The following is a 25,638-nucleotide window of genomic DNA, read 5'->3' on the forward strand; positions in this document are numbered from 1 at the left end:
AATGATAAAAAACATTCTCCCATTACTTCGTATATGAAAAGGCATCATACAGTGAAATAAGAGCATTTCTCTTTTGCTGTCTTGTATACCCTTTCCAGTTATCATAGCTGAGTTGTCCGTATTTCATATTTGTATCCGTAAGGGTTGAAAAATAGCCGTTATACGCAGAGTCATACTCGGCCTTAGAAACTTCAGTATCGTTTACATAATAGTAATCAGTACTGAGTTCTGTTCTATGGACAAACTCCGCTAATGTTGTTTCTCCAGAAGAGGAATACTGCACAGCCTCCATTCCTCTAGTAAAACCATATATGCCATTACTCCAATAATTACTTATGATATACTGATATCCTCCTGTTGCATTATTTTTATACAGTTTTATTTGGTCAATCTCCGTAGTACAAAATTCCTGTATTTTTCCGTCAGAAATATCATAAAGAATGGCTGGCGCAAACTGGATAGTTCCGCCTGGATATACAACCATCAATTCTAATTCTTCATCCAGATCAAAATCTATTAACGAATAATATAAAGGTATGCCATAGCCATCATCTATATCATCCCGCCATACGCTCTCATTATCCAACAGACACTCTACAAATGCCGATTTGCTCATTTTATATGTCACCGGCGTCCCAGCCCATGAACTGTTTAAGCCAAAGCCGGCCGCCAGTTTTCTGAACTCATCAGAATCGGCGAATCCGTAGAAAACAGCTTCCCTTGAATTGCCTGCATCCAGATGAGCTTTCCACTCAGATAATCCTTTTGAGTCCGCTTCCCGGTCAAATAAACCGCGATAAAGCGTTTTCACATAGTCTGTATTACTCAGATTTTTCTTCTGAAATTCCGGACTTAACACAAAGCCTTTGGCCGCCTCTTTCGCGTCAATACGACCGGTCAGCAGTTCATTGGCCCAATCATTAAGGCCTGCATCGTCCGCTTTTCGTCCAAGGAATTTCTCGTAGCAGCGGTAAATAAACATCGTAACGCCCTGATTCTGGTCTTTCGGCGCCGTTAAAACCACTTCACCTCTCTGAATGCCATAATCGTCGCAAATTTCTTGAAATTCACCGGAATTGGCAAATCCTTTATAGACATATTCTCTGGACATGCCCTTTTCAAGAAGATTCACCCAGCTTGCTTTTCCCGACACATCCGAAAAACGATTTAAAAAAGTTTGATAAAGCATTTCCACATAATCTGAATTACTTAAATTCCTGCCTTTTAATTCAGTACTGTAGATAAATCCATTGGCAACCTGGACTCCCGTGGCCTGGCCGCTGACAAGCTGACTTGTCCAGGCATTAAGGCCCCCTGCGTCCGGCTGTCTGCCAAGCACCAACTGATATAATCGGGACACGAAGCCTTCCGCGCTGTCGTTACTATTAACCGCGGCATTATACTGAAAAATTTCCATACTTTCTTCAGTTGTCACATAAGTATCCGCTGTCTCCCTATTTATTTCCGCAGAGACGGCAGCTTCTGAATTAACTTCTGATGCCCATACAGGCATACCCGCCAATAATAATGTAGCAGACATCATTAACAACACTCTTTTACCCTTCATTCATTTTCCTCCCTTGAAACAAGTATGATTTATAAAGTATCCTGAAAACACCTCTAAAACAATCAGGGACGATCTTTTCCGTATTCCTTATCTAACTGTTCTATTAAGTGCTTTCGACGGATATTTGAAACGCAAAAATATATGACTGCTATAATCAATATGAGCGCAGCTCCAATTAATCCCCCGTAAAATAAAAGCTGATCTGATAACCATTCCAAAGGAAAACCCCCCTGCCATCCGCTTTAATTCGTTATATCGTTATAATTATACGATGTTTCGTTTTTTATTTCAATAGACTTCTTTTCCTTTAATCCAGAAAAACAGAGAAATTTTTCCACATCTTGAGTCAGCCTGCCAAATCTGCTATAGTAAAGACAGGAACATAGAAGAAGCTTTCGTATTTTATAAAATATTCAAAACACAAAAGATGACTAGACAAATACGAAAGGAACGAATATGAATCATTGAGCAACTCGGATAAAAATTATGAAGACATTGTTTTAAAGACCGCCCACACCTATTTTGGCAAGGAACTTCTGCCTCTTTGGGATATCCATGAAGAACTTGAAGATGACAACGGCATAACTGAAATCCCTGTCCTTGTTTTAACCAATATGTATATGGATTTTACTTTCCTGACCAAATCAGGAAAATATCTTCATTTTGAATTTCAAACTACCGATGGGGGCATCGGCGATCTCCGGCGCTTTCATTCTTATGAAGCATGGCTCCACTATATTTCCGGCAAAGATGTCATTACATATGTGATTTTTACAGGCGGAATCCGAAAGATCTGCTATGAAGAATCTTATGGCATTAACACTTATCGGACGATCCCGATATGTATGGACGTTGCCAACGCCGATGACATTCTGGCGCAGCTTCATGAAAAGAAGGCACGGGGTGAAGCTCTGACCGATAAGGATCTTGCCCAGCTTGCATTAACACCATTGTTTGAAGGCACATCTTCCCCCAAAGAGCGAATCATAGATGCCGCTCGCTTAATGAAAGGGCAGCACAGTTCAAAAGCCACTCACGCCATGGCTATGCTATATGCCTTTGCAGAAAAGTTTCTGGATAATGAGCAGGATCTGAAGGATATTAAAGAGGTGATATTTATGACACGACTGGGACAAATGATTTTCGATGAGGGAGAGCAGAAGGGTTTGGAGCGCGGCGAAAAGATTGGGCTGGAACGCGGACTGGAACAGGGCGAAAAGATTGGGCTGGAACGCGGACTGAAACAGGGCGCAAAACTAGCCACAGAGCGGATCAACCGTCTGTACGCCCTGCTTCTGTTTGATTCCCGTATTGACGATATCAGGCGCGCCGCTGTGGACAGCGAATATCTGGAAAAATTATTTAAAGAATATCAACTGTAGACTCATATATCCGCCGATAAGGTGTCGATCATTACACATAACTACAGTTTTACAAAAGATAACATATGTTCCTGATCTATGGGGCACAGGGAAATCCCTGCGCCCCACTATATCTCTGCCAAAGGCATTGCCTGTCGGAAATCATGGACCTAAGCACAAGAAAGTTTCTGAATCAATGTAACCGAGAAATGGAGGCGCAGTATATGATGTTGGAAGAAATGCTCAAGGACGAGCGGGAGGCCGGACGTCTGGAAGGCGAAAAGATTGGTGAAAAACGCGGCGAAAAGCAGTCATTGGAATTGGCCAATGCTTTGGTAAGTCAGGGACGCTATAAGGATCTGAAACGCAGCCTTGAAGATGAAGCTTTTCGTGAAAAACTGCTGGAAGAGTTTGGATTAAAAAGTAAATAGTGACAGTTTATTCCGACCTATTACGGATGGCTGAACCAATATGTAAGGGAAGCAACAGTTCAGCCCGCCCCATTACGGATGGCTGAACTGTTATGAATAACGTTGTGTATTTTGTAAACAGAGGAATCCTGTTTACAAAAGATAATCCTATACAATGTACAAATGATATGAAGAGAGAGCCCGTGGAAATCCCGCAGGCTCTCTTATTTTCAGGCTCAGGCAATATTTATTGTCTCCTTAATTATCCCAAAATTTTCTTTAAATCTTCTTCCGGTGTGCTGATGGGCGAAATATTATAATTTTCCACAAGGTAATTCAGCACATTGGGCGATACAAAGGCCGGGAGGCTAGGACCGAGAAAAATATTTTTAATCCCCAGATGGAGAAGTGTCAGCAGGATACAGACTGCTTTCTGCTCATACCAGGACAAAACCATGGACAGAGGCAGATCATTGACGCCGCAGCCAAATGCGTCCGCCAGAGCCGCAGCCACCTTGATGGCGCTGTAAGCATCGTTGCACTGGCCCATATCCATGAGCCTTGGAAGGCCTCCAATAGTTCCCAGATCCAGATCGTTAAAACGGTATTTGCCGCAGGCCAGAGTCAGGATCACGGTATCTGACGGCGTCTGCTTTACAAATTCTGTATAGTAATTCCGTCCCGGACGGGCGCCGTCACATCCGCCCACAAGGAAGAAATGACGGATAGCGCCGGACTTCACGGCGTCGATGACCTGATCCGCCACAGACAGAACAGTGCCGTGACTAAACCCGGTCGTCACCTGATGTCCTCCGTTAATTCCGGTAAATTCCATATCTTTATCATAGCCGCCCAGCTCCAGGGCTTTCTTGATCACCGGGGCAAAATCTTTATCCTCCCCGATGTGTACCATTCCCGGATAGGAAACAACCTCTGTTGTAAAAACCCGGTCTGCGTAACTGTCTTTTACTGGCATGAGACAGTTGGTAGTGAACAGTACCGGAGCCGGGATATTGGCAAATTCTTTCTGCTGATTCTGCCATGCGGTTCCAAAATTTCCTTTCAGATGAGGGTAATCTTTCAGCAACGGGTAGGCATGGGCCGGAAGCATTTCTCCATGGGTATAAACATTGATGCCCTTATCTTTTGTCTGTTCCAGCAAAAGTTTAAGATCATAAAGATCATGTCCGGTGACTACAATAAACGGCCCCTTCTCCACAGTCAGCGGCACCATTGTGGGCGCCGGAGTACCGAAAGTTTCTGTATTGGCCTTATCCAGAAGTTCCATACATTTCAGGTTTACTTCGCCCACCTGCAATACTACCGGAAGAAGCTGCTCCATGGTCCAGTCCAGACCAAGGACAAACAAGGCACGGTAGAAAAAGGCATTGACGGTATCATCTGTGTAGCCAAGCACCATAGCGTGATAAGCATAAGCAGCCATTCCCCGGATGCCAAAAAGGATCAGAGATTTTAAAGAACGGATATCCTCATCGGCATTCCACAACTTACTCATATCATAATCTTCCGTCTGACCGCAGGGCGCCCCGCAGCCTGTACATCCGGGTGAAATTCTGTTTTTTTCCTCATGAACCCGGTCAATGAGCTGTAAGATCGTTTCATTATTAAAATTTACATTGGTGACTGTTGTAAACAGCCCCTCCAGAATAAGGTGGTCTGTCATTTCAGTCTTTTCGTTATTGGCACAGGCTCCGGCCAGACCGATGAGAGCGCCGGTAAGTTTATCCTGAAGGGCGGCTGTGTCCGCCTTTTTACCGCACACCCCGGCGTTTCCCATGCAGCCTTTACATCCTGCCGTCTGTTCACACTGAAAACAAAACATTTTCTGATCCATATTGTCCTCCTGATAAATTTGTAGTTTTGCAGCAGTTTCCCGCATTCTTTAATCTATAGGAAACGTCATAATAATTTTTATTATGACGTTTCCCGCGCCGATTTTTGCTGCGCGAAGCGCAGATCTTTCCTTACAAAAATCGTGCGCATCCCCCGGAGAGTTTATAGTAGACGACAAATATATTTGTCGTTTACTATAAAATTCTTCCATCAATGGAAATGGTCACAATCTGCCATGGAATAAACTTTCCGCTGTCCATAAGCGCCTTTTTCACCGCATTTTCCAGACCGCCGCAGCAGGGCACTTCCATGCGGACAATGGTAACGCTTTCAATGTTATTTTCACGGATAATTTCCGTCAGCTTTTCACTGTAATCCACGCTGTCCAGCTTCGGACATCCTACTAAGGTAATCTTTCCACGGATAAAATCATTGTGGAAATTGCCGTAGGCAAATGCAGTACAGTCGGCGGCAACAAGAAGTTTAGCATGGTCAAAATAGGGAGCTTTCACCGGCGCCAGCTTGATCTGTACCGGCCACTGTGAGAGCTGGGATTCCATTGCAAAAGATCTCATGGCGTCCTCTTCTGTTCCAGAGCCGCTGTTACTTTGTCTGTGATCCGCTGCCTTCCGGTTCATCTGACGCATAGCCGAACCCGGACATCCATGAACTGCTTTCGCACCGGTCTGCGCCGGCCTTTCCTGGGCCGCCTGTGCATGAGGCAGATTTTGCCCGCCGGCCTGGGCCGCCTCTTTTGCCCGCTGTTCCATATGGGCTTTTACCGCTGCTTCATCGTAGGCTGCAGCCTCCCGCTCTATAAAGGAAATTGCCCCTGTGGGACATGAGGGAAGACAGTCTCCAAGTCCGTCACAATAATCATCTCTCAGCAGATGTGCCTTTCCGTTGACCATACCAATAGCGCCTTCATGGCAGGCATTGGCACACAGGCCGCAGCCGTTGCATTTTTCTTCATCAATCTGGATAACTCTGCGAATCATATATTTATTCCTCCTTCTGGCCCCTGGCCTTATGGCAATCCATTTCAGGACTTTCCCTGTTTTGGAATGTGATTTCTTGTCTATGTGCCTATCATACGTGATTGCCGAAGAAAAATCTGTTGCAAAAACCACATTTTTAAAATTTTTCCTGACAGCTCAGACAGCAGGAAAACGGGCATTGACTTTCCCCGTCCCGCCTATTATACTAACCGCAAAAGAATCATTAATAAGGAGGAGCTTATGAAAATCGAAGATTTATGCCAGTCGCCTCTTTTTTACCATATTGAGCCAAAGGATATTGAAGGACTGTTAAATTGCCTTGGGGCATATACGAGGGAATATAAGAAAGGAGAGATTATTTATTCTGCCTTGGATACTATCAGTGCCATGGGCCTTGTTCTGTCCGGGCAAGTCCGCATTGAGCAGACCGACGTGTGGGGCAGCCAGAACATTTTCGGATATATATGTGAAGGGCAGGTCTTTGGAGAAACCTATGCATGCGCTCCGGAGGAAAAACTTATGGTCGATGCCATCGCCGCAAAAGACAGCTCGATCCTTTTTTTAAATGTTCAGAAGGTTCTCACTACCTGTTCATCAGCCTGTGTTTTTCACAGCCGGCTAATTGCCAATCTTCTGACGGTCATGGCCAGGAAAAATCTCAGTCTCTCCAGAAAAATCAATGATATTTCCCGCCGGTCGATACGGGGACGTCTCCTGTCATATCTCTCTTTCCAGGCCATCCAAAATGGAAGCAATACTTTCACAATACCGTTTAACCGGCAGGAGCTTGCAGATTATCTCTGTGTTGATCGAAGCGCCCTCTCAAAAGAACTTGGAAAAATGGAACAGGAGAGCCTGATCACTTTCCACAAAAATCAATTTTCCCTTCACAGCGCCGCCAGAGAATTACTATTCACGAAGTGAACAGTAACCTGCACTTAAACCATGCAAAGTTCGCTGCTCGAATGGTTTAAGCGCACCCCTGAATCACTTTCTTACGCCGGAAACAGCAAGTGTTTCCGGCTACCCGTGAATAGTAGCGCCAGGGATTCCTGGTAAATCAATACAGCAAATCTTTTGTTGCATTTATATTACGTATGTAGTAAAATAAATGCAGGATAAAAGATTTTCCATGAGTATTATCTTCCTGGAAAATCGACACACAAACTACCAGCCAAAGAAAGGAGGCTTTTTTATGGAGAAGCTCAGCGAATCTGAAGAAATCGTTATGCGCTGTCTCTGGGACAGCGATTCCCCGGCAGGGCTTGGGGAAATTATAGAAATGTGCCGCAATAAATATGGACATGACTGGAAGCCTCAGACCGTATCCACGTTCATTTCCCGTCTCATTAAAAAAGGCTTTGCCGGACATATTGGTTCGACCCGCAGCCATCGCTACTATCCTCTGATCGACCGGGACGCTTATCTTAACGACCAAATGAGTTCTATCATTGATTTCTGGGGAAAGCCATCCATCCGGGCTCTTGCAAGCGCTTTTGGCCGATCAAAAGCGCTAAACCGGGAAGATCTCCAGGAATTAAGGCAAATGCTTGATCAGCTTGACGAATAAGGGGTTTTAAACATTTAACTGGGGAGGGGGTTTTTTATGTTTGAAATTGAATTTTCCACTGGCCGGTGTATTGAAGACCGAAAAGATATTTTATACAGTAAACACAACAACCTGTTATCCAGCCGGAAATTCCGTTTAATCTGTCTCACTGTTTTTTGCCTATGTGTTGTTGGCGGACTGTTTTTTGCCGTGTGCTGGGCTTCCATAGACCGTGGATTTATTGTTCTGTCACTGCCCTATTATGAACTTGCACCGGAATCAGAACAGACCTCCGCTTATATGGTTTTAATGACTTTCTGCGCTGCGGCAGCCGCTATTGCCCTGCTCCTTTTTGTCAACAGTATGTATCCCCTGCGAATACATCTCCCCGGCACAAGGCTTGACTATGACGGCCATTATCCTGCCGAGACTTTCCATCTTTCTTTCGGCACCGGCTATTTCACAGTCACAAGAAACAGTGAACGCACAGACTTCAAATATACGGACATCCACCGGGTATTTAAGGATCGCCGGGGACTTCTCCTGGCCGATATTGACCTGTACATTCCACTGGAAATTTTAACGCAATCAGAAAGGAAGCTCCTGATCCAGCGTTTCAGACGGCCAAAACAAAAACACAAGGTACTCTAAAGAGGGGGTATTACATATGTTTGAAATTGAATTTTCCACCGGAAGGCAGCTTGAGGAAAGAAAAACGGCGCTTTATAAAAAGAAAAGCAGCGTCTTATCATCCCGGTCTTTTCAGATCATCAGTCTGTCTGCGGTCTGCGCTTTTTTTATGATCGCCCTGTTCCTGGGCATTGATATCAGCCGTCTCCAAACGCCGCTCCCACTCCATGAAAAAATCCTTATGCACCTTCGGCTGATGCTGTTTTTTGGGGGACTGTGCTTCATTGTTTTCCTTCTTCTGGTCAACTTTATACGGCCCCTGCAGATTCATTTTCCGGGGACAAAGCTTGACTATGACGGTCATTATCCTGCCGAGACTTTCCATCTCTCTTTTGGCACCGGCCATTTTACAGTCACGAGAAACAGTGAACGCACAGACTTCAAATATACGGACATCCACCGGGTATTTAAGGATCGCCGGGGACTTCTCCTGGCCGATATTGACCTGTACATTCCACTGGAAATTTTAACGCAATCAGAAAGGAAGCTCCTGATCCGTCGTTTCACTCGGCCGCGGCGAAAACAGTATCGCCGTGGATCAGGAACATAAACAATACAAAATGGAACAGCAAATCATTATTGCCTGTGCTATCATTATCATCATTCTGACCGCAGCCGCTCTTATCCTCTGGTATAAAAAACGCAATTACTATCCTTACGCCGCAAAGCACATTTTAACCCGGCGGGAATACCGTTTTTACCAGCTTCTCAGGCAGGAAGCGGAGGCCCACGGCTGTATGGTCTGTCCCAAAGTGGGCGTCAAAGATCTCCTGGCGGTCACTGATACGAAAAATTATATGAAATATTTCCACAAAATCGCCCAGAAGCATGTGGATTTTGTCATCTGCGACCATGATCTCCATGTTCTTTTCGCAGTGGAACTGGACGATTCCAGCCATGAGACAAAGGACGCCCGCTGCCGGGACCACTTTAAAGACAAGGCTTTTGCCGCCGCGAAAATCCCCTTAAAACGGATACGGGACATTGACGAGAGGGAAGTGCGGCGGCTGTTTTAGGCAAGTAAACAACGCCCTGCCGCCAAAAAGGAGGACTTTTGACGGCAGGGCATTTATATTTATATTTTTTCAGATCTCAACTCTGGCCGGTCTGGCGGGAATCCCGGCGCTGTTATACAGATTCACGCAATAATAGGGCGTACAGGCCATTTCCACCAGAAAAGCCGCGCCTGGGACAATCTCCGGCCCACAAATACGCAGAATATTTTCTTCCACAGTGACAGAATAGTTTTCAACCGGTGTCCCATCTCTGAAAATTTCCAGGCCACCGACCCGGTCTCCCCGAAGATCCAGCTCATCTCCGGCATTTTTAAATTCCAGAATTAGTGCATTATCGGCCAGCCATCCTCTGATGAGCGTCGGCGCCTCACAGAGAAGGCTGTCCATACCATACACTTTATTCAGGGCGATGAGGGCCAGTCTTTCCCCCACCGGCTTTTTGTTTTTCGGATGAATATCATACACAGAGCCGGCATCTGTAATGACCGCCATACCTGTGTTTTTCACGGAATCTGCAGTAAGCTGCTGGGCTTCCCGGATTGAAGGATAATCACTGCCGCCAAAAAGACCGACGCCTTTAAACGGTGCCAACTGGACAAACAGGAACGGGAGTTCTTCTTCCCAGAGATGCCGCCAGCAGCGGATGAGCGCCGGAAAGACATCTTTGTACACTTCTTTGTGAAGCACATCGCTTTCTCCCTGATACCAAAGCACTCCGGTCACTGCCGCAGGCGCCACTGCACATACCATGGAATAGTAAAGTCCGCCGGGCCTTTTACAGGATTTCGGCCCCATAGCCGGTTCCGCCTGATCTCCCATAGCCAAAAAGTTTTCATACATTGTCTTCAGTTCTTCATACCCGGTCTCATGTTCCAGAGACGCCTCATCATGAATCCAGTTATTCCGGATCAGTGTGACGTCCTTTTGGATATTCTTTTCATAGGCGTCTATATCCATACCGGCAGTCTGCCGCTGATAATCCTCCAGCCACACTTTCCCCGGATGATCTTTAAGATATTTCGGATCCATCCAGCAGGACGCCGTGGTGCCGCCCCAGTTACATCCGATAATGCCTATGGGGATTTGAAGGGCTTTACTGAGTTCTTTTGCAAAAAAATAAGCCGCCGCAGAAAAATAGCCCAGATTTTTGGAATCACAGACCCGCCATACCCCATCATTATTATACTCATATAAATCCAACTGACCTTCATAGCAGACTTCCGGGTAATCAAAAAAACGGATTCCGGATTCCCGGATCTGTTCCAGTTCTTCTTTATAATTTTTTTCATAAAACATAGGAAATTCCATATTGGACTGTCCGGCCGCAATCCACACATCACCGACAAGGACGTCTTCAAAAATTTCTTCAAAATCCTCACCGGACACTTTCAATGTCTCGCCCCAGGACATAGCTAAAGGGTTCAGGCGGATCATCCATTTTCCCGAAGCATCGGCATAGCCACTCTTTTCCTGCCCCTGTACCGATACTTTGATCCGGTCTCCCGGTCTGGATTTTCCCCAGACCGGCACCGGCTTACCCCTTTGGAGAACCATATGCTCTCCAAAAAGAATTGATGTTTTCTGATTTTTATTCATTACTTTCCTGCTCCTGTCCCTCCAGCCATTGATTCAACTGAGACTGAACATCGGTTATAAGATCCTCAATTCCGGCTGCTTCCAGTTTTTCATTAAAATCCGGAAGAACTTCCGATGGTACAGACACGCCGCAGACTAACCCGGGGACATACTCATTGACCGCACTGGTAATGGCGCTGATCTGTGTATCAAAGCCCTCAGCGTTGGCCGCAAATCCCAGCAGAGGAGATAATTTCGCGTGATCATTAATTTCTCTGGACTGTTCACGCAGATCCGGATCGTCTCCCGTCCATACGCCGGACAGATATTGATTGCCAAACAGCCATGTAAGGTTCAGAGGATAGCCGGTAGACGCCACCGTTTCATCAGTCACCGGGCCATAGGTTCCGTCATCTAAAACAGTATAGTTTACGCCCTCAACACCGTAATTAAGCAGATCAATAATCGCTTTGTCAGTATACATCAGATTTAAAAATTTCATAGCCGCTTCCGGTTCGCTGCTGTTGACAGGAATACCCCATGTAATTGTATTCACAGAGGATGTACTGATCGATGTATCATAAACCTTGACAACGGTCATATCATAACCGCAGCCGACCAGACCTGAATTCTTCGTAGCATTTTCAGCGGCATAGAAAAAGCTGAAGCACACATTATTTTTTACAGTGTCATAATTAACCTCGTCCGTCGTTGTCGCATCTTTATAAATGTAACCTTTATTATACCAGTCATGAATCAACTCCACGGATGCCTGGTACTCCGGCGTGCTGTACAAATTGACCACCGTTGTCGGATCAGTATCCAGGGTGACAATATAGTCATTAACCAGCTTGTTAAACTCGATGGCGTCTTCAAACTCACCTGTCACAAGAACATTTCCAAAATGGATCACACCGTTCCCCGATGCCGATCCAAAAAGAGGTGTCAAATCGGTATTTTCTTTAACCGCCGCCAGAATTGCCTCTACATCTTCCATCGATGAGATTTCCTCCGCCTGTTCTAAAAGTCCAAGTTCTTCCAGAATATCTGTCCGCATCGCATAATAAATGGATGAAACCTTATCTGCCGCTGTGGGAACCGCATAGATATTTCCATCATAGGTTGTAGTATTCAGGTAATCCTGAGGCACTTCCGCTAATATGCCCTGCCCGTACTCTTCCAGAAGATCATTCAGCGGCATTAACTGATTTGAAGATCGCATAGAGTCAAACGTTCCGGAGCCATAATAAAATGTGGGAAGCAAATCCAGCGCGTCACCGCCGGCAATCATCAAATTGATCTGCTGGCTCCAGGAACCGATGGCTATGGGCAGCAGCGTCACTTCGGTATTAATCTTTTCCACCGTTAATTCATTGATCGCATCCTGAACTCTCTGTGTCTCATCACTGCTAATATCTGTGTTTGTAAAATAAGCCACAACAATTTCAGCAATATCTTCCTCAGCAGCAGAAGCCGACACTGCCGTATTTTCCGAACCAGCCGCCTGAGTGCTGCTATTTTCTGAATTTCCGGTGCTTTCTGCATTTCCGCAGGCTGTCAGGCAAAAAGCCAAAGCTGCCATCAGCGCGGTTCCTCCCAAATGTTTCATACCATCATTCCTTTCGTTATCTCCTTATTTTCTTAACCCATCTACGGCTTTAAGATTAAACTCATTATAGGAAATAACTTCTGGCTGTGATTGTATCTTTTTGCTATGTACATTGGTACAAATCCGACATCATCCTTTAAACCGCTTTCGATATTCTGACGGTGACGTGCCATAGTACTTCTTAAATTTTTTATAGAAATGGCTCATATCAAAGCAGCCCGTTTCCTGAGCAATATCACTCAGGCTCATATCCGTCGCCTGCAGCAATTCCGCCGCTTTTTTCATCTGAAGGCCGCCGGTAAGCGCCGGAAAGGTTTTCCCGGTATACTGGCGCAGCATCCGCGAAAGATAGGATTCATTATAAGAAAAAAACCGGGAAAGTTCATGAAGCGTTACCGTTTTATAGTTGGCCTCAATATAGCCCAAAATAGCTGTAATATGATTTTCAATATGATTATTCACCGGGTTGGGGATAATGGCAAACATTTCATACCTCCGCAGAAGCTGTATCATAATCTGCCTGAAATACAGGACGATACTCTCGCCAAAAAAACGCTGCCGCCGGCATACTTCCTCATACATATTAAGAAAGCCCTGGCGAATCCGGCTGTCATCCCCGGTTTTAAACAGAATATAAGGGCTGGCCGATTCCTCATAAAGAACCGATGTAAAAAAGTCCGAAAGAATATTATGATCCTTCATGATATCCAAAAAGGCTGAATTAAACAGCTTGCGGCTGATCAGAACCGCAAAAACAATAGCGTCATCCGCCGCAGATGAAATGCAATGGAATGTACTTGGAGAAAGGAGACAAAAATCTCCCGGTTCCAGCCAGAAATCCTGCTCTCCCACAAACTGATGACTCCGGCCGCTGAGTACATAGGCACCCTCAACATAATCATGGGTATGTTTTATCGTATACGAATACCGGTCATGTTTCACCATAGTAATATCGCTGCCATATTCCGGCATCTTTGCACGATTCGCGAGAGAATAATTTGTAATATTCCTCACCATAGTATCTTCAAAAAATTCTCTCAGATCCAGATAGTCCGGATGTTCTTCCATAAGCTGTTCATATTCTGTATAAGTCATGGGCTGTGCCAAAAATGTTCCCCCATGATTGTAATAAAGATCCCTGAGCCACTGCTCATGCTCATTAAAGGCGTAAAGGTCACTGCTCTTTGGCCTTCTTTCTGTTTCCCTGCTTTTGGACACCGCAACTTCCCCTTTACAGAAAAATCCGCATCCCGCCTGACCTTTCCAGTCTCACGGATACGGATTTTTACTCAAATCTTATATCAAGTATACACGGATATCTTTATAAAATCAACTGCATAAGCAGCCGGGCATAAGCCTCATGGCCCGCCGGCACCGGATGATTCAGACCGTTGGACAGCAGCGTTTCAACAGGATGGCCCATGGCGCTGTAAACCTGCCACATGGCATAGGCATCTGCCAGACATACATCTTCTTCCTGGGCAGTCTCCCGGATAGCATCTGCGCAGGCGTCAAGAATCTTTATCCGGTTCCGGTCTCCGGCCATAGCGTTGGATGTCATTAAAACAATATCAGCCTCTGTACGTTCTTTTATATTCCTAACCATCTCTCCCAGCAGTTTCTTATATTCTCCCATAGTTCCCGTTGTCTCATCCCAGTTTAGAGAACCGTTAATCAGGACAAGATCCGGCTGGTGAGTGATAATATCCCGCTCATGTCGTGCAAACATTCCTTTCAGATGATCCCCGGCAATCCCGGCGTTAATGACGCTGACGCAGGTGTAAACATAATGGCGGATCAGCTTGCGGCGAAACAGCTCTGGATATGCCTGTAATGTATCCGATGCCTCAATATGAAAAATGGCATGGGAAAAGTCGCCCGCTATAAATTTGTTATAGTTTTCTTCCCGCTCTTTCGGAGATATTAGCCACTGGAACCGCCCTGCCGTAACACTGTCGCCTATAGCCACGATTAAGGGATTTCTCCGTTCCAGCCCATCTTCCGTTGGGCCACAGGGAGAAAAGATGGCAATTCCGCCGTCATTTTCTTCCATAACCCTGATAAAGCGTTCCGGCCTCTTTTTCCCAATAAACTGTGGATTCAGAGAAAGATCCAGCAAAACTTTTTCACAGACTTTATCTGCGCTATTCAGACAGACATCCGCCTCATAACATTGCCGCGCACTCATACGATACTCATTCCTCCTGATTTTCAAGTCGTTTTTCTATCATAAATATACACGAAAAAATGTTATAATGCTTGTATATTTATAGCCTGTATCTATGTATATTTCCATAGATTGCCTTTCTGATTTCATTGAGAAAAGTCCCGAAAAAGGAAGTTCCGTTTACACCTCTATCTAAGATAAGCTGACCTGGATTTTGGCCTGTATCTCCAGAGGCCCCCTGTCAGTGAGCAAAATAGTATATTGCCCGGGAAGGAGACGGGATGTACCATCTTCAAGAACACTTTCAAAGCGGTTGAGGGGAAGACAGAAATCCCACATTTTTTCCGCTCCGGCTTCAATATGTATCCGCTGAAAATGTTTCAGACTGCACAGCGGTTTTTCAAAAGCCTCTCCTTCATATCGGATATATACCTGAAGTACTGTGTCCGACGGCCGTGGTCCGATGTTGAATACCCGGGCCCTGCACACCACCATGTCCTGTTCCACATGGGCTTTGGGGTCAGTAATAACAAAATTAGTATAAGAAAGCCCATACCCAAAGCTGTACAGCGGCTTTTCATTCATATAGCGGTAGGTTCTTCCCTTCATGGCGTAATCCGTAAAATCCGGAAGCGTATTGGTCTCTTTGTAAATAGTGATGGGAAGACGTCCGGAGGGCGACTGTTTTCCGCTGATCAGATCTGCGGCGGCATGACCGCCTTCTTCACCGCTGTACCACGTATAAAGTACGGCAGCAGCCATTTTGTTATAAGGGCTGATATCTATAGAACTTCCGCCTGTCACCAGGAGGATCACCGGGGTTCCTGTGGAAAATACAGCGTCGCACATTTCCTTCTGAGGACTTGAAAGGCCAAGTCTTTGCTTGTCCCCCGTGCCGTCCGTTGTCTCATTTCCTTCTTCACCTTCCATAGTAGGATCAAGACCAACACATAAAAATACAACGTCGCTCCGGCAGGCAATCGCCTTGACATCGCCGATACGGTTTTCAAACATGGCTTCAAAGGGATTTGCCGGCTCATTGAGCAGACCGCCGGGAGAATAGTACAGGCGCACCTGATTCTCCTCACACAGTTCCCGAATTCCGTCCAGTAAAGTGACAAAATGAGATGACGTGCCATTATAATTGGCCTCAAGGACTTTTCTGGAATCTGCCACCGGGCCAATTACGCCCACATGGGAGAGCTTTGAAAAATCCAGGGGCAGGATACCGTTATTTTCCAGCAGTACCATACTTTTCGCCGCGGCTTCCCTGGCGGCCTGGCGGTGGCCGGCCGAATCGTTTTCCTCAAAGGGAATTTTATTGTAGGAACAATCCTCATCAAATAATCCCAGCTTATACCGGGTTGTAAACAGACGGATGGCGGCCTGACGGATGAGATCCTCCCCAATAAGCCCTTCTTTACAGGCTTTGAGCAGATACATATAAGTCACGCCGCAGTTGAGGTCACAGCCGTTGGTCATCGCAAGGGCCGCCGACTCTGTGGCTGTTTTCGTCACCATATGGTGTTCATGAAAGTCTGCCAGGGCAAAGCAGTCGGAAACTACATGCCCCTGAAAATGCCATTTTCCCCGGAGAATATCCACCAAAAGGGTTTTGCTGCCGCAGCAGGGTTCCCCGTTGGTCCGGTTATAGGCGCCCATAACCGCTTCCACATGAGCCTCTGTCACTGCCTCCTCAAAAGCGGGGAGATAGGTTTCCCACAGATCTTTCTGTGAAACCCGGGCGTCAAATTCATGACGCAGCCCTTCAGGGCCAGAATGCACCGCAAAGTGCTTTGCACACGCCGTAGCCTTTAAATATTCTCCATCCCCCTGGAGTCCCCGGATAAAGGCTTTTCCCAACGCACCGGTCAGATAGGGATCTTCGCCGTAAGTTTCATGCCCCCGTCCCCACCGGGGATCGCGGAAAATATTAATATTCGGCGACCACATCGTCAGCCCTTTAAAAATACCCCGGTCTCCCTGGGCGGACTGGGCGTTATACTTTGCCCGAGCCTCCGTGGAAATGATATCGGCAATTTTTTCCACCCCTTCCGTATCAAACATCGCCGCCATGGCAATCGCCTGGGGAAATACGGTGGCCGCTCCCGCCCGGGCCACACCGTGGAGGGCTTCATTCCACCAGTTATATGCCGGGATTCCGAGCCGCGGGATCGCCGGCGCGTCAAATCTAAGCTGGGATGCTGCTTCCTCCAGAGTCATCTGGGCCACAAGGGCGGCGGCTTTCTGCCGGCATTCTTCGATCTTTTTCTTTTCCATCGCTTCTTCCTTAACTTATGGCCTTGTATATTTCTTTGTCCGCTCATCATCAATCACGCCATTAAAATTCATGCCATAGCCAAAATCATAGATATGGCCTACTGAATCTTTGTAGGGAATCATATCAAAGGGGACATCCTCAAGCTGTGCCTCTACTGTTTCCATATCCTTGGGAATCTGGATAGGAAGGAGGCCTGACGGCTGAAATTTTCCTGTAATCACATCAAGAACAGCCTGAATCTGTATGCCAAACTCTGCCACAATGGCGTCCGCCGCTGGCTCAAATTCCGCCATCACCGATGGCTTATTCAGCACATCGATAACGATCACCGGCTTATCTCCCATCTTTTTGCGCATCTCAAGAACATTATCCAGATCCTGCTCATTTAAAGTCATATTTGTCTTGCCCTGATAACCCCGGTCTGTAAAATCTTCCAGAGGATCGCCCCCGGCAATGCTGTGAACTCTGGCGTTTTTCGCCGTATAGGGCCGGTACTGAAGGCTGATGGGCATATAGCCGTTTCCCCCCTTTTCCCGATCTTCATCATTATAGCCCTCACTTTCCGGTGCCATAATCACCACCAGAGCCGCGTCCGCGTCCTCCGGCGTATCTGCCACGTCAAAATATTGCTCCAGCACAGACCGGTCAACAGGGTCCACCCATTCATTTCCCTGGATATGTCCGAAAAAGTCTCTGTATTCCCGGATAAAACGTTTAGGCACATAGACTTTTGCCCGCTCCTTTAATGGCAAAACCGTTTTTCCCTGCCTGTCCTGGTTTTTCAAAAGGACAACCGATTTTAACTGGGCTTTGTACCCGGCCCGGCAATAATCGTCACAGCCTACCAGGGCAGCGCTCTCTTCGCTGTCCACATAGGGATTTTCAAACAGACCACAGCAAAACATATTGGCCAGCAGCCGCACCGCAGATTTTTCTATGCGGCGGCGCATAAAGTCTTCCCCGTGTTCCCGGCAGCCCATTGTGTAAGCCTCCAGCAGCGGTCCGGCGTCATTATTGCCGCCAAACTGATCCACATCATTCATCAGCACCTTATAGTGGCGCTCCGCTTCCGTGAGATTTTCCACGCCCCAGCAGGCGCCGCCCCTAAATCCCGCGCCCCTGCTCTGATCATGAGTAATTCCCCAGTCTGTACACACAACGCCGTCAAAACCGTATTTTTCTCTTAAAAGTTCAGAAATAAGATAATGGTTATAAGAATTACCGACATGCTCAGTACAGTCCTGATTCGCATCCCAGGAAATCGTATAATAAGGCATAAGGGACGCGGCCTGGCCGGTAGGCCCATCCAGTTTAAAGGCGCCCTCTGTAAATGGCTTTAAATGCTGCGCAAAATTATGGCCCGGATAAACGGCATATTTTCCATAGGAAAAATGAGCGTCTCTGCCGCCCTCGCCGGTGGCTCCCCCGGGCCAGTGCTTGGCCATGGCGCTGACGCTGTAGGGCCCCCAGCCCCGATCCGCCCCGTAACAGCCCTGGCCTTCTTCACAAAAATCCTTCTCCTGCCCCGAATGGACGTCGGCGATACTGGTCTGCATCCCATCACAGTAGGCTTTGGTCATGTCAATGGTAAGCCGCTCATGCTCTCCAAACGTGTCCCCGAAACGGTTCCATCTTGGGTCTGTGGCCAGATCGATTTGCGGGGAGAGCGCCGTGGTAATGCCCATAGCCCGGTATTCCCTGGAAGCAATCTTACCAAATTCATAACAGATCTTCGGATCAAATGTGGCGGACATGGCAATACCTTCCGGCCACTTGGACGTATCCCCGTTTCCCGCTTTGTATTCCGCAGTGACAGCTCCGGCGCCGTGCCTGGGGTCACTGCTGATGCTGACCGGAATTCCATGGCCGGTATTTTCCGCAAGAGCCTGCATCTGATTATTCCACCGGGCGGCCGTCTTCGCATCGGCCAGCTTCATGGCCAGCACATGGCGGATTTTATCTTTTGTAAGAAATTCTTTCTGCTGATCGGTCAGATCCCAGGGATTGGCGCCGCTCTCAGCATATTCCTTTCCCCCGTAAGTCCCGCAGAAAAAAAAGTCGTTGGTGGCGGGCACAAGCTGATGGACACTGTAAAGCATCAGCCCGGCAATTTCCTCCACAGAAAGCCGGGAGGCCAGATCCGCGGCTCTTGTCCTGGCATCCAGACGCCAGTCTTCATAGGGCAGGAGCTGGCCTGTCCCTTCAAAATCTTTAAAAAGGCATCCGTCTTTCTCAATAATGTTTACCTTTGTATCCTGAGAAAGGCCCAGTACAGGGCCTTTCTCGTTAAGGTACAGACGGTAGCCGTCCTTTTCCTTATATTTTATCGTCATTATTCTGTCTCCTCAGTTGTTTGAGCTGTATCTGCCTGGGCGTCAGTTTCAGCGGCTGCTTCTGATGCAGCGGCGCTGTCGGATGTCTGCAAACCATTCTCAGCGATCCATGCGTCTAACTGCTCCTGAACGCCGGCAACAAGTGTGGACATACCGCTAGCATTTAACTTATTCCGGAATTCTTCCAGCATTGCTTCCGGGTCTTCTGCCATACCGCTGACTAATGTGTTATGATATTCAGCCACGACATTAGATACAGCGGAAATTTCATTGGCAAAAGCACTGCTGTCAAAGGTAAATCCGATCAGCGGCGAATAGGTGGCATTTTCATTAATCTCAAGCGATTTGGCCCGGGTATCCGGATCATAATTATCCCACACATAGGCAAGATACTGATTGCCGATAAAGAAGCTCAGGTTTCCGTAGTAGCCCACAGAGTTCATATCTTTGCCTTCCGGGAAACTGATAGTTCCATTGTCATTTTTAACATAATGAACCCCTTCTACACCGTAATTAAGCAGGTTTACCACATCCGCGTCCGTATAGAGAAGGTTCATAAACTTCATCGCCGCCTCAGGTTCTGTGCTTGTTACCGGAATAACCCAGTCAAGCTGGCTGATCTTCTGAGATGTGACGTTCTGATAAGCCAGAGGAATAACAGTCATTTCATAGCCGCAATCCTGAACCGTTGACATCATTGTCGCGTTTTCAGCAGCAAATACCATAGCAAAAGCGGTGTCGCTGGAAATCGCTGTTGTATTGATCAGTTCTGTCGTTGCGGAATCACGGAACAGCAGTCCTTTTTCATACCAGTCATGCATTTTTACAACAGCGTCTCTGTAGTAATCAGTATCATAAACCTCCTGGGCAACGGTAGGATCATCCTTAGGGATAGAAACGATCTGCTCCTGGTACAGCGGTTCATAAACGGTAACGTCATCCAGATCACCTGTTAAAAACATCCCCTGAGTGAGAACACCCATATCTTTCTGAACAAACATAGGTACAAGAGAAGGTTCATTATCTTTTACGGTCTGCAAAATAGCCTCGATGTCATCGACAGACTGGATATTCTGAGCCTGTTCCGTCAGGTCATATTTATCCAGAATATCTGTGCGCATAGCCAGATAAACAGTGGCTACATTATCTTTATATACCGGAACGCCTACGGTCTGTCCGTTAATCTTTGTCGTTGACATATACTGCTCCGGAAGTGTTTCCAGAATACCCTGGCCATACTCTGCCAGCAGGTCATCCAACGGCTCTAACTGGTTCTGGGAAGCCATACTTGTAAATTCTGTGGAACCGTAGAAAAATGTGACCATAGCGTCCAGCTTTTCACTGCCGCTGATCATCAGGTTGATCTGCTCATTATATGTACCCAGGTCAAACGGTGACAGCGTAACGTGGGTATTGATCTTTGCCTCTGTAATCTCATTGAGAGCATCCTCCACCGTCTGGACATCCTGGGGCGCGTAAGTCATAGGATAGGCTACCACAATGTCCGCGATATCTTCCAGTTCTTCCCCGGCATCGGCCGCCTCAGAGGCCTCACCGCTCTGTGCGCCGCTGTCGGAGCCTGTGCTGCTCCCGCTTGCGGCGCCATTTTCCGAGTTTCCACATCCGGCCAGGCAGCCTGCCGTCAGTGCCATTGCCATAATTAATGCTGTAATCTTTCCTTTCATTTCTTTCTTCCTTTCCTTATGTTTAAATAATGTATATTTTTTAATAAAACCACGCGCTTCCCTCACTGTCATCATCATCGTCTGATCCCATCACAGACGGGTCAAAATGAAATGGGGGCGTCACTTTTTCCAGATATGGAATCAGATCTTTTTCATGGTCAATCTTCACTTCACATATTCTGTCCAGAATCATAGTCACAACATGATCCGGCGTACAGGGATCCCATCCGGGCAGTCCTGCCGCATTGGGATTTCCGCTGCGGGCAAAATTGACAAGCGCCATAGACATAACTTTTTCCAGTTTTTCAGTCACACCGTCAATCCGGCACACAGGGATCAACGATGTATTATGGAACCAGAAAGGGATATCGGAACAGTGCCATGCCAGCTTGTCTCCGTCAATATCAAAGCATACTGAAAACATATAGCAGTACACCGGGGCCGCCCCTTTTTCTGATTTCTTCCGGACATATTCCAGTGTTCCCGGACGGAACAAAAGATCCACACTGCGGACATAAACTTCATTTTTATCGGGATACGCCGCTTTAAAACGACGGATTACTTCGTCCGCATATTCGTCACCATATTTTTCAGCCACAATATCCCGCCGCTCTTTCAGACTTAACTGATCCTTATGAAGAATCGGCGGCTGGAGATCAAACTCTCCCAGAACCGATCCGACCAGTGTGGGAATGGCTTTAAAATGATCCCGGAATCCACAATCCAGAGGATCTCCCACGTACCAGTCATTGGGAACCGGATTCCACTCCACATATTTTCCTTCTCCGGAAAATTTCTTTTCCGCGGCATTGACTGCTTCAATCAGTCTTTGAGAAGGAATTCCGGCCAGCCGGTCCACATCATCTTCCTTCAGTCCGGCCTGATGAAGAATTTCCAGCACAAGTTCTCTGCCTTTCACTTCTTCCCCGGAAGACATACTGGAAAAAACGCCGCTCATAATCACCGCTTTATGAAACAGCCCGTCTGCCTCGGGGATCTGTCCCAGGGCCGTTACCTTTGCGCCGCCTCCGGATTGTCCGAAAATCGTCACATTCTCCGGATTTCCTCCAAAAGCCTCAATATTTTCGTGAACCCATTTGAGAGCAGCTACAAGATCGGCCATGCCGGCATTTCCTGAATTCTTATACGGTTCGCCAAAAGAGGACAAATCCAGATAGCCAAAAACATTCAGCCGGTGATTGACAGAGACAACAACCACATCGCCAAAATCCGCCAACGCAGCCCCGTCATAGCAGACCTGCTCAATAGAAGATCCGGAAAAGAAGCCTCCGCCGTGAAGCCATACAAGCACCGGTTTTTTAGCCCTGGGATCAAGGGTACCAGTCCATATATTCAGATATTGGCAGTTCTCATTTTCCGGCCAGAATCGATGAGGCGTTGTCACTTCTCCTGTCGGTCTCGGCTGGTTCAGAACCGGGCAGATGTAGCCGTAACTTAAAGCGTCTTTTACTCCCTCCCAGGGTTTCACCGGTTCCGGCATCTGAAACCGTTTTGCCCTGGCATAGCGAATCCCGTGAAAAGTATAAATGCCGTCGTCATAAAAGCCTCTGATTTTCCCCGCCTTAGTCCGGGCTATAGTTTCCTCGTTACATTTAAACCGGGTTCCCATGAAATCCTCCCTTCTTTTTGTTCAAATTGTTTTCTTTGTTTCTCTTTCTGAACATATTATAGGGCAATTTTTACCATCCAACAATGAAGCCTTTTTTGTTTTTATGTGCTTATTTTTTTTCTCTTCTCTGAAATCAGTGATTATATTAATTTATACAAAGCCGAAAAATCGTAAAAATCGGCATATCCCTTGCCCATTTTTCCCGATTATGCTATCTTTTTCTTATATCAATGACCGAAACTGCACTGACCTTTTCGTCAGCCGGCAGCGGCCAAAAATGAACGGGGGCTTTACAATGAGTACAATCACACATGAAATCATTAATTATCAGTCCAACGTCCCGGTCAAACTGTTTTTTCAGAGGATCGGCACATCTGCCCGCCACTGGCACAGCAGTATTGAAATACTCTTTGTCCTTCAGGGCAGTATGCAGGTTGCCATCGAAAATCATTCCCTCACATTAAAAGAAGATGATATCCTGCTTATTAATCCCAATCATATCCATGAACTTTCCAGTCCGGACTGCAGTCTTATCGTTGTCCAGATGCGTCTCGGGGAATTTCATCTGGACTGGGCGATCCCAGAAAATATCCAGTTTGACTGCAACAGCGCTCTTGATCCGGGAAACAGCCAGCGATACTTTCATTTAAAACACCTGATTGCCATGCTGTTAAAAAATAATACCTCAGACAGTGAATTTTCCCAGCTTTCCAACTACGCCTGTGCCATTGATCTGATCCGGGAACTGTGCCTGAACTTCCGCCGGGAGGGCGAAGCCTATACGCCCCATTCCATTAAATATCTGAACCGTTTAAAAAGTATCCTGGAATATATCCACGAAAATTATAAAGAACCTATCACACTGACGGATCTGGCAAAACGCCAGTTTCTCACTCCCGCCTATCTGTCTTCATTTTTTGAAAAAACCATGGGGGTATCTCTGTCCACATATATCAATAACGTGCGTCTCGATCACGCCATCATTGATCTGATCAATACAGACGACTCCATTGAGGCCATTGCCGCCCGCTGCGGATTTGCCCGGCCCCGCTCTTTTTCTTCGGTATTTAAAAAATATTATCATATGCTTCCCAGCGAATACCGGAAGCAGATCAAGAGCCTGCCGGATACCGGGCGCAATATCCAGACAAGAGACCGCTCCCAGACGATGTACCGGGTCAGCAGTGAGGGAAGCGCCTTTGCGCCGCCCCAGGAGCTTCTCCGGCCCAAACACCAGAACTCCTATCTCATGCTGGAGCGCTACGATTTTTTAAGTCGCCTGGCTCCCTATCTTCAGGAACACCCTGGGGCGCAAAACTCTCAGGAATATTCTTCCAAGACGGCGCTCGGGGAAATCTCTGCCATCTCCAATAGCGCCGGACGGTGGAACAGCAGTTTTAAGTGTTTCTGCGGCGTCAGCCGGGCCAGTGAGCTGCTTCTTCCTCCGATCCGGGATATGATCCGGCAGGCGCAGAAGGATATCGGCTTTAAATACATTAAGTTTCACGGTATTCTCGACGATGATCTTATGGTGTGTACGCGGGACGCTTCCGGACAGCTTCATTTTAACTTTTTCTATGTGGATATGATCCTTGATTTTTTGCTGGAAAATCATCTCAGACCCATGATCCAGTATTCCTTTATGCCGGCTGCCCTTGCCGCTTCTGCCAATCATACGGTTTTCCAGAAACCGGTCATCATCTCACCTCCCTCATCGAACGATGAGTGGTGCAGCCTGATCACCGCATTTACCCGCCATCTTCTGGAAAGATACGGGGCACATCAGGTGCGTCAGTGGATTTTTACCTTCTGGAATGAAACCCTCAGCGGCCTATCCTTTGATTTTGAAGACGCCCAGACAGCCCTTGACCTTTACCGCCAAACCCGTCAGAAGGTGAAAGACTGCGATCCTGCCCTGATCTTTGCCAGCACTTCCTACTCAGCTTTAAAATATCCGGAACTGAATTACGACCGTTTTTTAAACTATGCCCGGGAGCATCAGTGCCTGCCGGATGTGTATATTTTTCACTTTTATCCTGTGGTGGCAGACGATAACGCGTTTAACGCCTCGGCCCGCCAGTGGAAAGCCCAGGATTATACCCAGGCTGTAGCGCTGTCCCGGGACCCGGATATTTTCCATCATTTTCTGGAAAGTCTGGCCAAAGCCGGGATTGAGGCGGATAAAATTTATATAACGGAATGGAATTTCTCTCCATCTCACAGAGAATGGCTGAATGATACATGTTTTTCCTCCTGCTATATTGTCCGGAATATGGTTCAAAATCACAACAAAGCGGCAGGGTTCTGCCACTGGTGCCTCACAGATCTCCATCAGGAGCTTCCCATGCCCCATGCCCTTTTTCACGGAGGGCTGGGACTGTTTACCCGAAACGGCATCCCCAAACCCGCCTATTTTGCTTACGATTTTCTCAACCGGCTGCTCCCGGAAATCCTCTATAACGGCGAGGGCTGCTGTATCACCAGGGACAAAGACCACTTTGCCATACTTCTGTACAATTATTATCATTTTAATAACCTGTACGGCCATGGCATCACCTTTGACACAACCGATGAACACTGGCAGGCTGCCTTTTCCGGCGCCGTCACGAAAGAAATCTCTTTCACCCTGACAGATATGCGCAACGGCGCCTATGAACTTTCCTGCCGCTACATCCATCCCGGCTGCGGCAGCCCCTTTGAAGCGTGGATATCCATGGGCCGTCCCGACCTGGATACCCCGGAGGAACTCCAGCTTTTAAAAAGCCGGGCCTGCCCCGGATTTTATAAAAAAACCCTTTCCGTTACAGACCATTGTCTGGAGATTTCACAACGGCTTGAGCCCCATGAGATACGGCTGATCACCCTGCGCCTTGCTTCCCCGGATTGAATCCGGGGACAGCCGGGAAATCGGCG

General features: G+C 47.1%; 19 protein-coding genes. 8 read left to right on the forward strand and 11 right to left on the reverse strand.

Going from position 1 to position 25,638, the window contains the following annotated elements:
- Positions 1–22 precede the first annotated feature (22 nt).
- Positions 23–1,567 carry a DUF4214 domain-containing protein gene (locus HNP82_RS09140; protein WP_183773594.1) on the reverse strand — a complete coding sequence of 515 codons (1,545 nt, stop codon included), beginning with the start codon at positions 1,565–1,567 and terminating at the stop codon, positions 23–25.
- Positions 1,568–2,031: 464 nt separating this feature from the next.
- Here HNP82_RS09140 and HNP82_RS09145 point away from each other — a divergent pair, with 464 nt between their 5' ends.
- Entirely contained in the window at positions 2,032–2,949 is a 918-nt protein-coding gene (locus tag HNP82_RS09145) for an RpnC/YadD family protein (protein WP_183773596.1), read from the forward strand.
- A 203-nt stretch (positions 2,950–3,152) separates the two neighbouring features.
- Positions 3,153–3,359 carry a hypothetical protein gene (locus tag HNP82_RS09150; protein WP_183773598.1) on the forward strand — a complete coding sequence of 69 codons (207 nt, stop codon included), beginning with the start codon at positions 3,153–3,155 and terminating at the stop codon, positions 3,357–3,359.
- A gap of 241 nt (positions 3,360–3,600) precedes the next feature.
- On the opposite strand, the gene hcp is transcribed toward HNP82_RS09150, so the two are convergent.
- Both hcp and HNP82_RS09160 read right to left on the reverse strand, forming a co-directional pair.
- The gene (gene hcp, locus HNP82_RS09155; protein ID WP_183773600.1) at positions 3,601–5,193 is read right to left on the reverse strand and encodes a hydroxylamine reductase; all 1,593 of its coding nucleotides are present in this window, start codon (positions 5,191–5,193) and stop codon (positions 3,601–3,603) included.
- Between the two features lie 193 nt (positions 5,194–5,386).
- Positions 5,387–6,190, reverse strand: coding sequence for an ATP-binding protein (locus HNP82_RS09160; RefSeq protein WP_183773602.1), 804 nt, complete (start codon positions 6,188–6,190; stop codon positions 5,387–5,389).
- A 240-nt stretch (positions 6,191–6,430) separates the two neighbouring features.
- Here HNP82_RS09160 and HNP82_RS09165 point away from each other — a divergent pair, with 240 nt between their 5' ends.
- From HNP82_RS09165 to HNP82_RS09185, 5 genes are all read left to right on the forward strand, one after another.
- On the forward strand, positions 6,431–7,114 hold the full coding sequence (locus HNP82_RS09165) for a Crp/Fnr family transcriptional regulator (RefSeq protein ID WP_183773604.1): 684 nt from the start codon (positions 6,431–6,433) through the stop codon (positions 7,112–7,114).
- Positions 7,115–7,385: 271 nt separating this feature from the next.
- Entirely contained in the window at positions 7,386–7,760 is a 375-nt protein-coding gene (locus HNP82_RS09170; protein ID WP_183773606.1) for a BlaI/MecI/CopY family transcriptional regulator, read from the forward strand.
- Positions 7,761–7,796: 36 nt separating this feature from the next.
- Entirely contained in the window at positions 7,797–8,390 is a 594-nt protein-coding gene (locus tag HNP82_RS09175) for a hypothetical protein (RefSeq protein WP_183773608.1), read from the forward strand.
- A 16-nt stretch (positions 8,391–8,406) separates the two neighbouring features.
- Positions 8,407–8,979 (forward strand): hypothetical protein, encoded by a 573-nt coding sequence (locus tag HNP82_RS09180; protein ID WP_183773610.1) that lies wholly within the window; start codon positions 8,407–8,409, stop codon positions 8,977–8,979.
- Between the two features lie 10 nt (positions 8,980–8,989).
- Entirely contained in the window at positions 8,990–9,445 is a 456-nt protein-coding gene (locus HNP82_RS09185) for a DUF2726 domain-containing protein (RefSeq protein ID WP_183773612.1), read from the forward strand.
- 69 nt (positions 9,446–9,514) lie between these two features.
- On the opposite strand, the gene HNP82_RS09190 is transcribed toward HNP82_RS09185, so the two are convergent.
- From HNP82_RS09190 to HNP82_RS09225, 8 genes are all read right to left on the reverse strand, one after another.
- The gene (locus HNP82_RS09190; RefSeq protein WP_183773614.1) at positions 9,515–11,041 is read right to left on the reverse strand and encodes a sialate O-acetylesterase; all 1,527 of its coding nucleotides are present in this window, start codon (positions 11,039–11,041) and stop codon (positions 9,515–9,517) included.
- Positions 11,034–12,629 carry an ABC transporter substrate-binding protein gene (locus tag HNP82_RS09195; RefSeq protein ID WP_183773616.1) on the reverse strand — a complete coding sequence of 532 codons (1,596 nt, stop codon included), beginning with the start codon at positions 12,627–12,629 and terminating at the stop codon, positions 11,034–11,036. Before HNP82_RS09195 ends, HNP82_RS09190 begins: the two co-directional genes overlap by 8 nt.
- Before the next feature lie 129 nt (positions 12,630–12,758).
- Entirely contained in the window at positions 12,759–13,847 is a 1,089-nt protein-coding gene (locus HNP82_RS18385; RefSeq protein ID WP_183773618.1) for an AraC family transcriptional regulator, read from the reverse strand.
- A gap of 103 nt (positions 13,848–13,950) precedes the next feature.
- The gene (locus tag HNP82_RS09205; RefSeq protein ID WP_183773620.1) at positions 13,951–14,817 is read right to left on the reverse strand and encodes an SGNH/GDSL hydrolase family protein; all 867 of its coding nucleotides are present in this window, start codon (positions 14,815–14,817) and stop codon (positions 13,951–13,953) included.
- A 171-nt stretch (positions 14,818–14,988) separates the two neighbouring features.
- Positions 14,989–17,076, reverse strand: a complete 2,088-nt coding sequence (locus HNP82_RS09210; RefSeq protein ID WP_183773622.1) for a glycoside hydrolase family 3 N-terminal domain-containing protein — start codon at positions 17,074–17,076, stop codon at positions 14,989–14,991.
- A 15-nt stretch (positions 17,077–17,091) separates the two neighbouring features.
- Positions 17,092–19,410 carry a glycoside hydrolase family 3 protein gene (locus tag HNP82_RS09215; protein WP_183773625.1) on the reverse strand — a complete coding sequence of 773 codons (2,319 nt, stop codon included), beginning with the start codon at positions 19,408–19,410 and terminating at the stop codon, positions 17,092–17,094.
- Positions 19,410–21,095: an ABC transporter substrate-binding protein gene (locus tag HNP82_RS09220; RefSeq protein WP_183773627.1), complete on the reverse strand. Its 1,686-nt coding sequence runs from the start codon at positions 21,093–21,095 to the stop codon at positions 19,410–19,412. The genes HNP82_RS09215 and HNP82_RS09220 overlap by 1 nt, the downstream gene beginning before the upstream one ends.
- Positions 21,096–21,135: 40 nt before the next feature.
- Positions 21,136–22,725 carry a carboxylesterase/lipase family protein gene (locus HNP82_RS09225; RefSeq protein WP_183773629.1) on the reverse strand — a complete coding sequence of 530 codons (1,590 nt, stop codon included), beginning with the start codon at positions 22,723–22,725 and terminating at the stop codon, positions 21,136–21,138.
- A 295-nt stretch (positions 22,726–23,020) separates the two neighbouring features.
- Between HNP82_RS09225 and HNP82_RS09230 the strand changes: the two genes are divergently transcribed.
- Positions 23,021–25,612 (forward strand): GH39 family glycosyl hydrolase, encoded by a 2,592-nt coding sequence (locus tag HNP82_RS09230; RefSeq protein ID WP_183773631.1) that lies wholly within the window; start codon positions 23,021–23,023, stop codon positions 25,610–25,612.
- The last annotated feature ends 26 nt before the right edge of the window (positions 25,613–25,638 follow it).

Origin of the sequence: Catenibacillus scindens, from assembly GCF_014202115.1 — a bacterium.
Taxonomy (GTDB): Bacteria; Bacillota; Clostridia; order Lachnospirales; family Lachnospiraceae; genus Catenibacillus; species Catenibacillus scindens.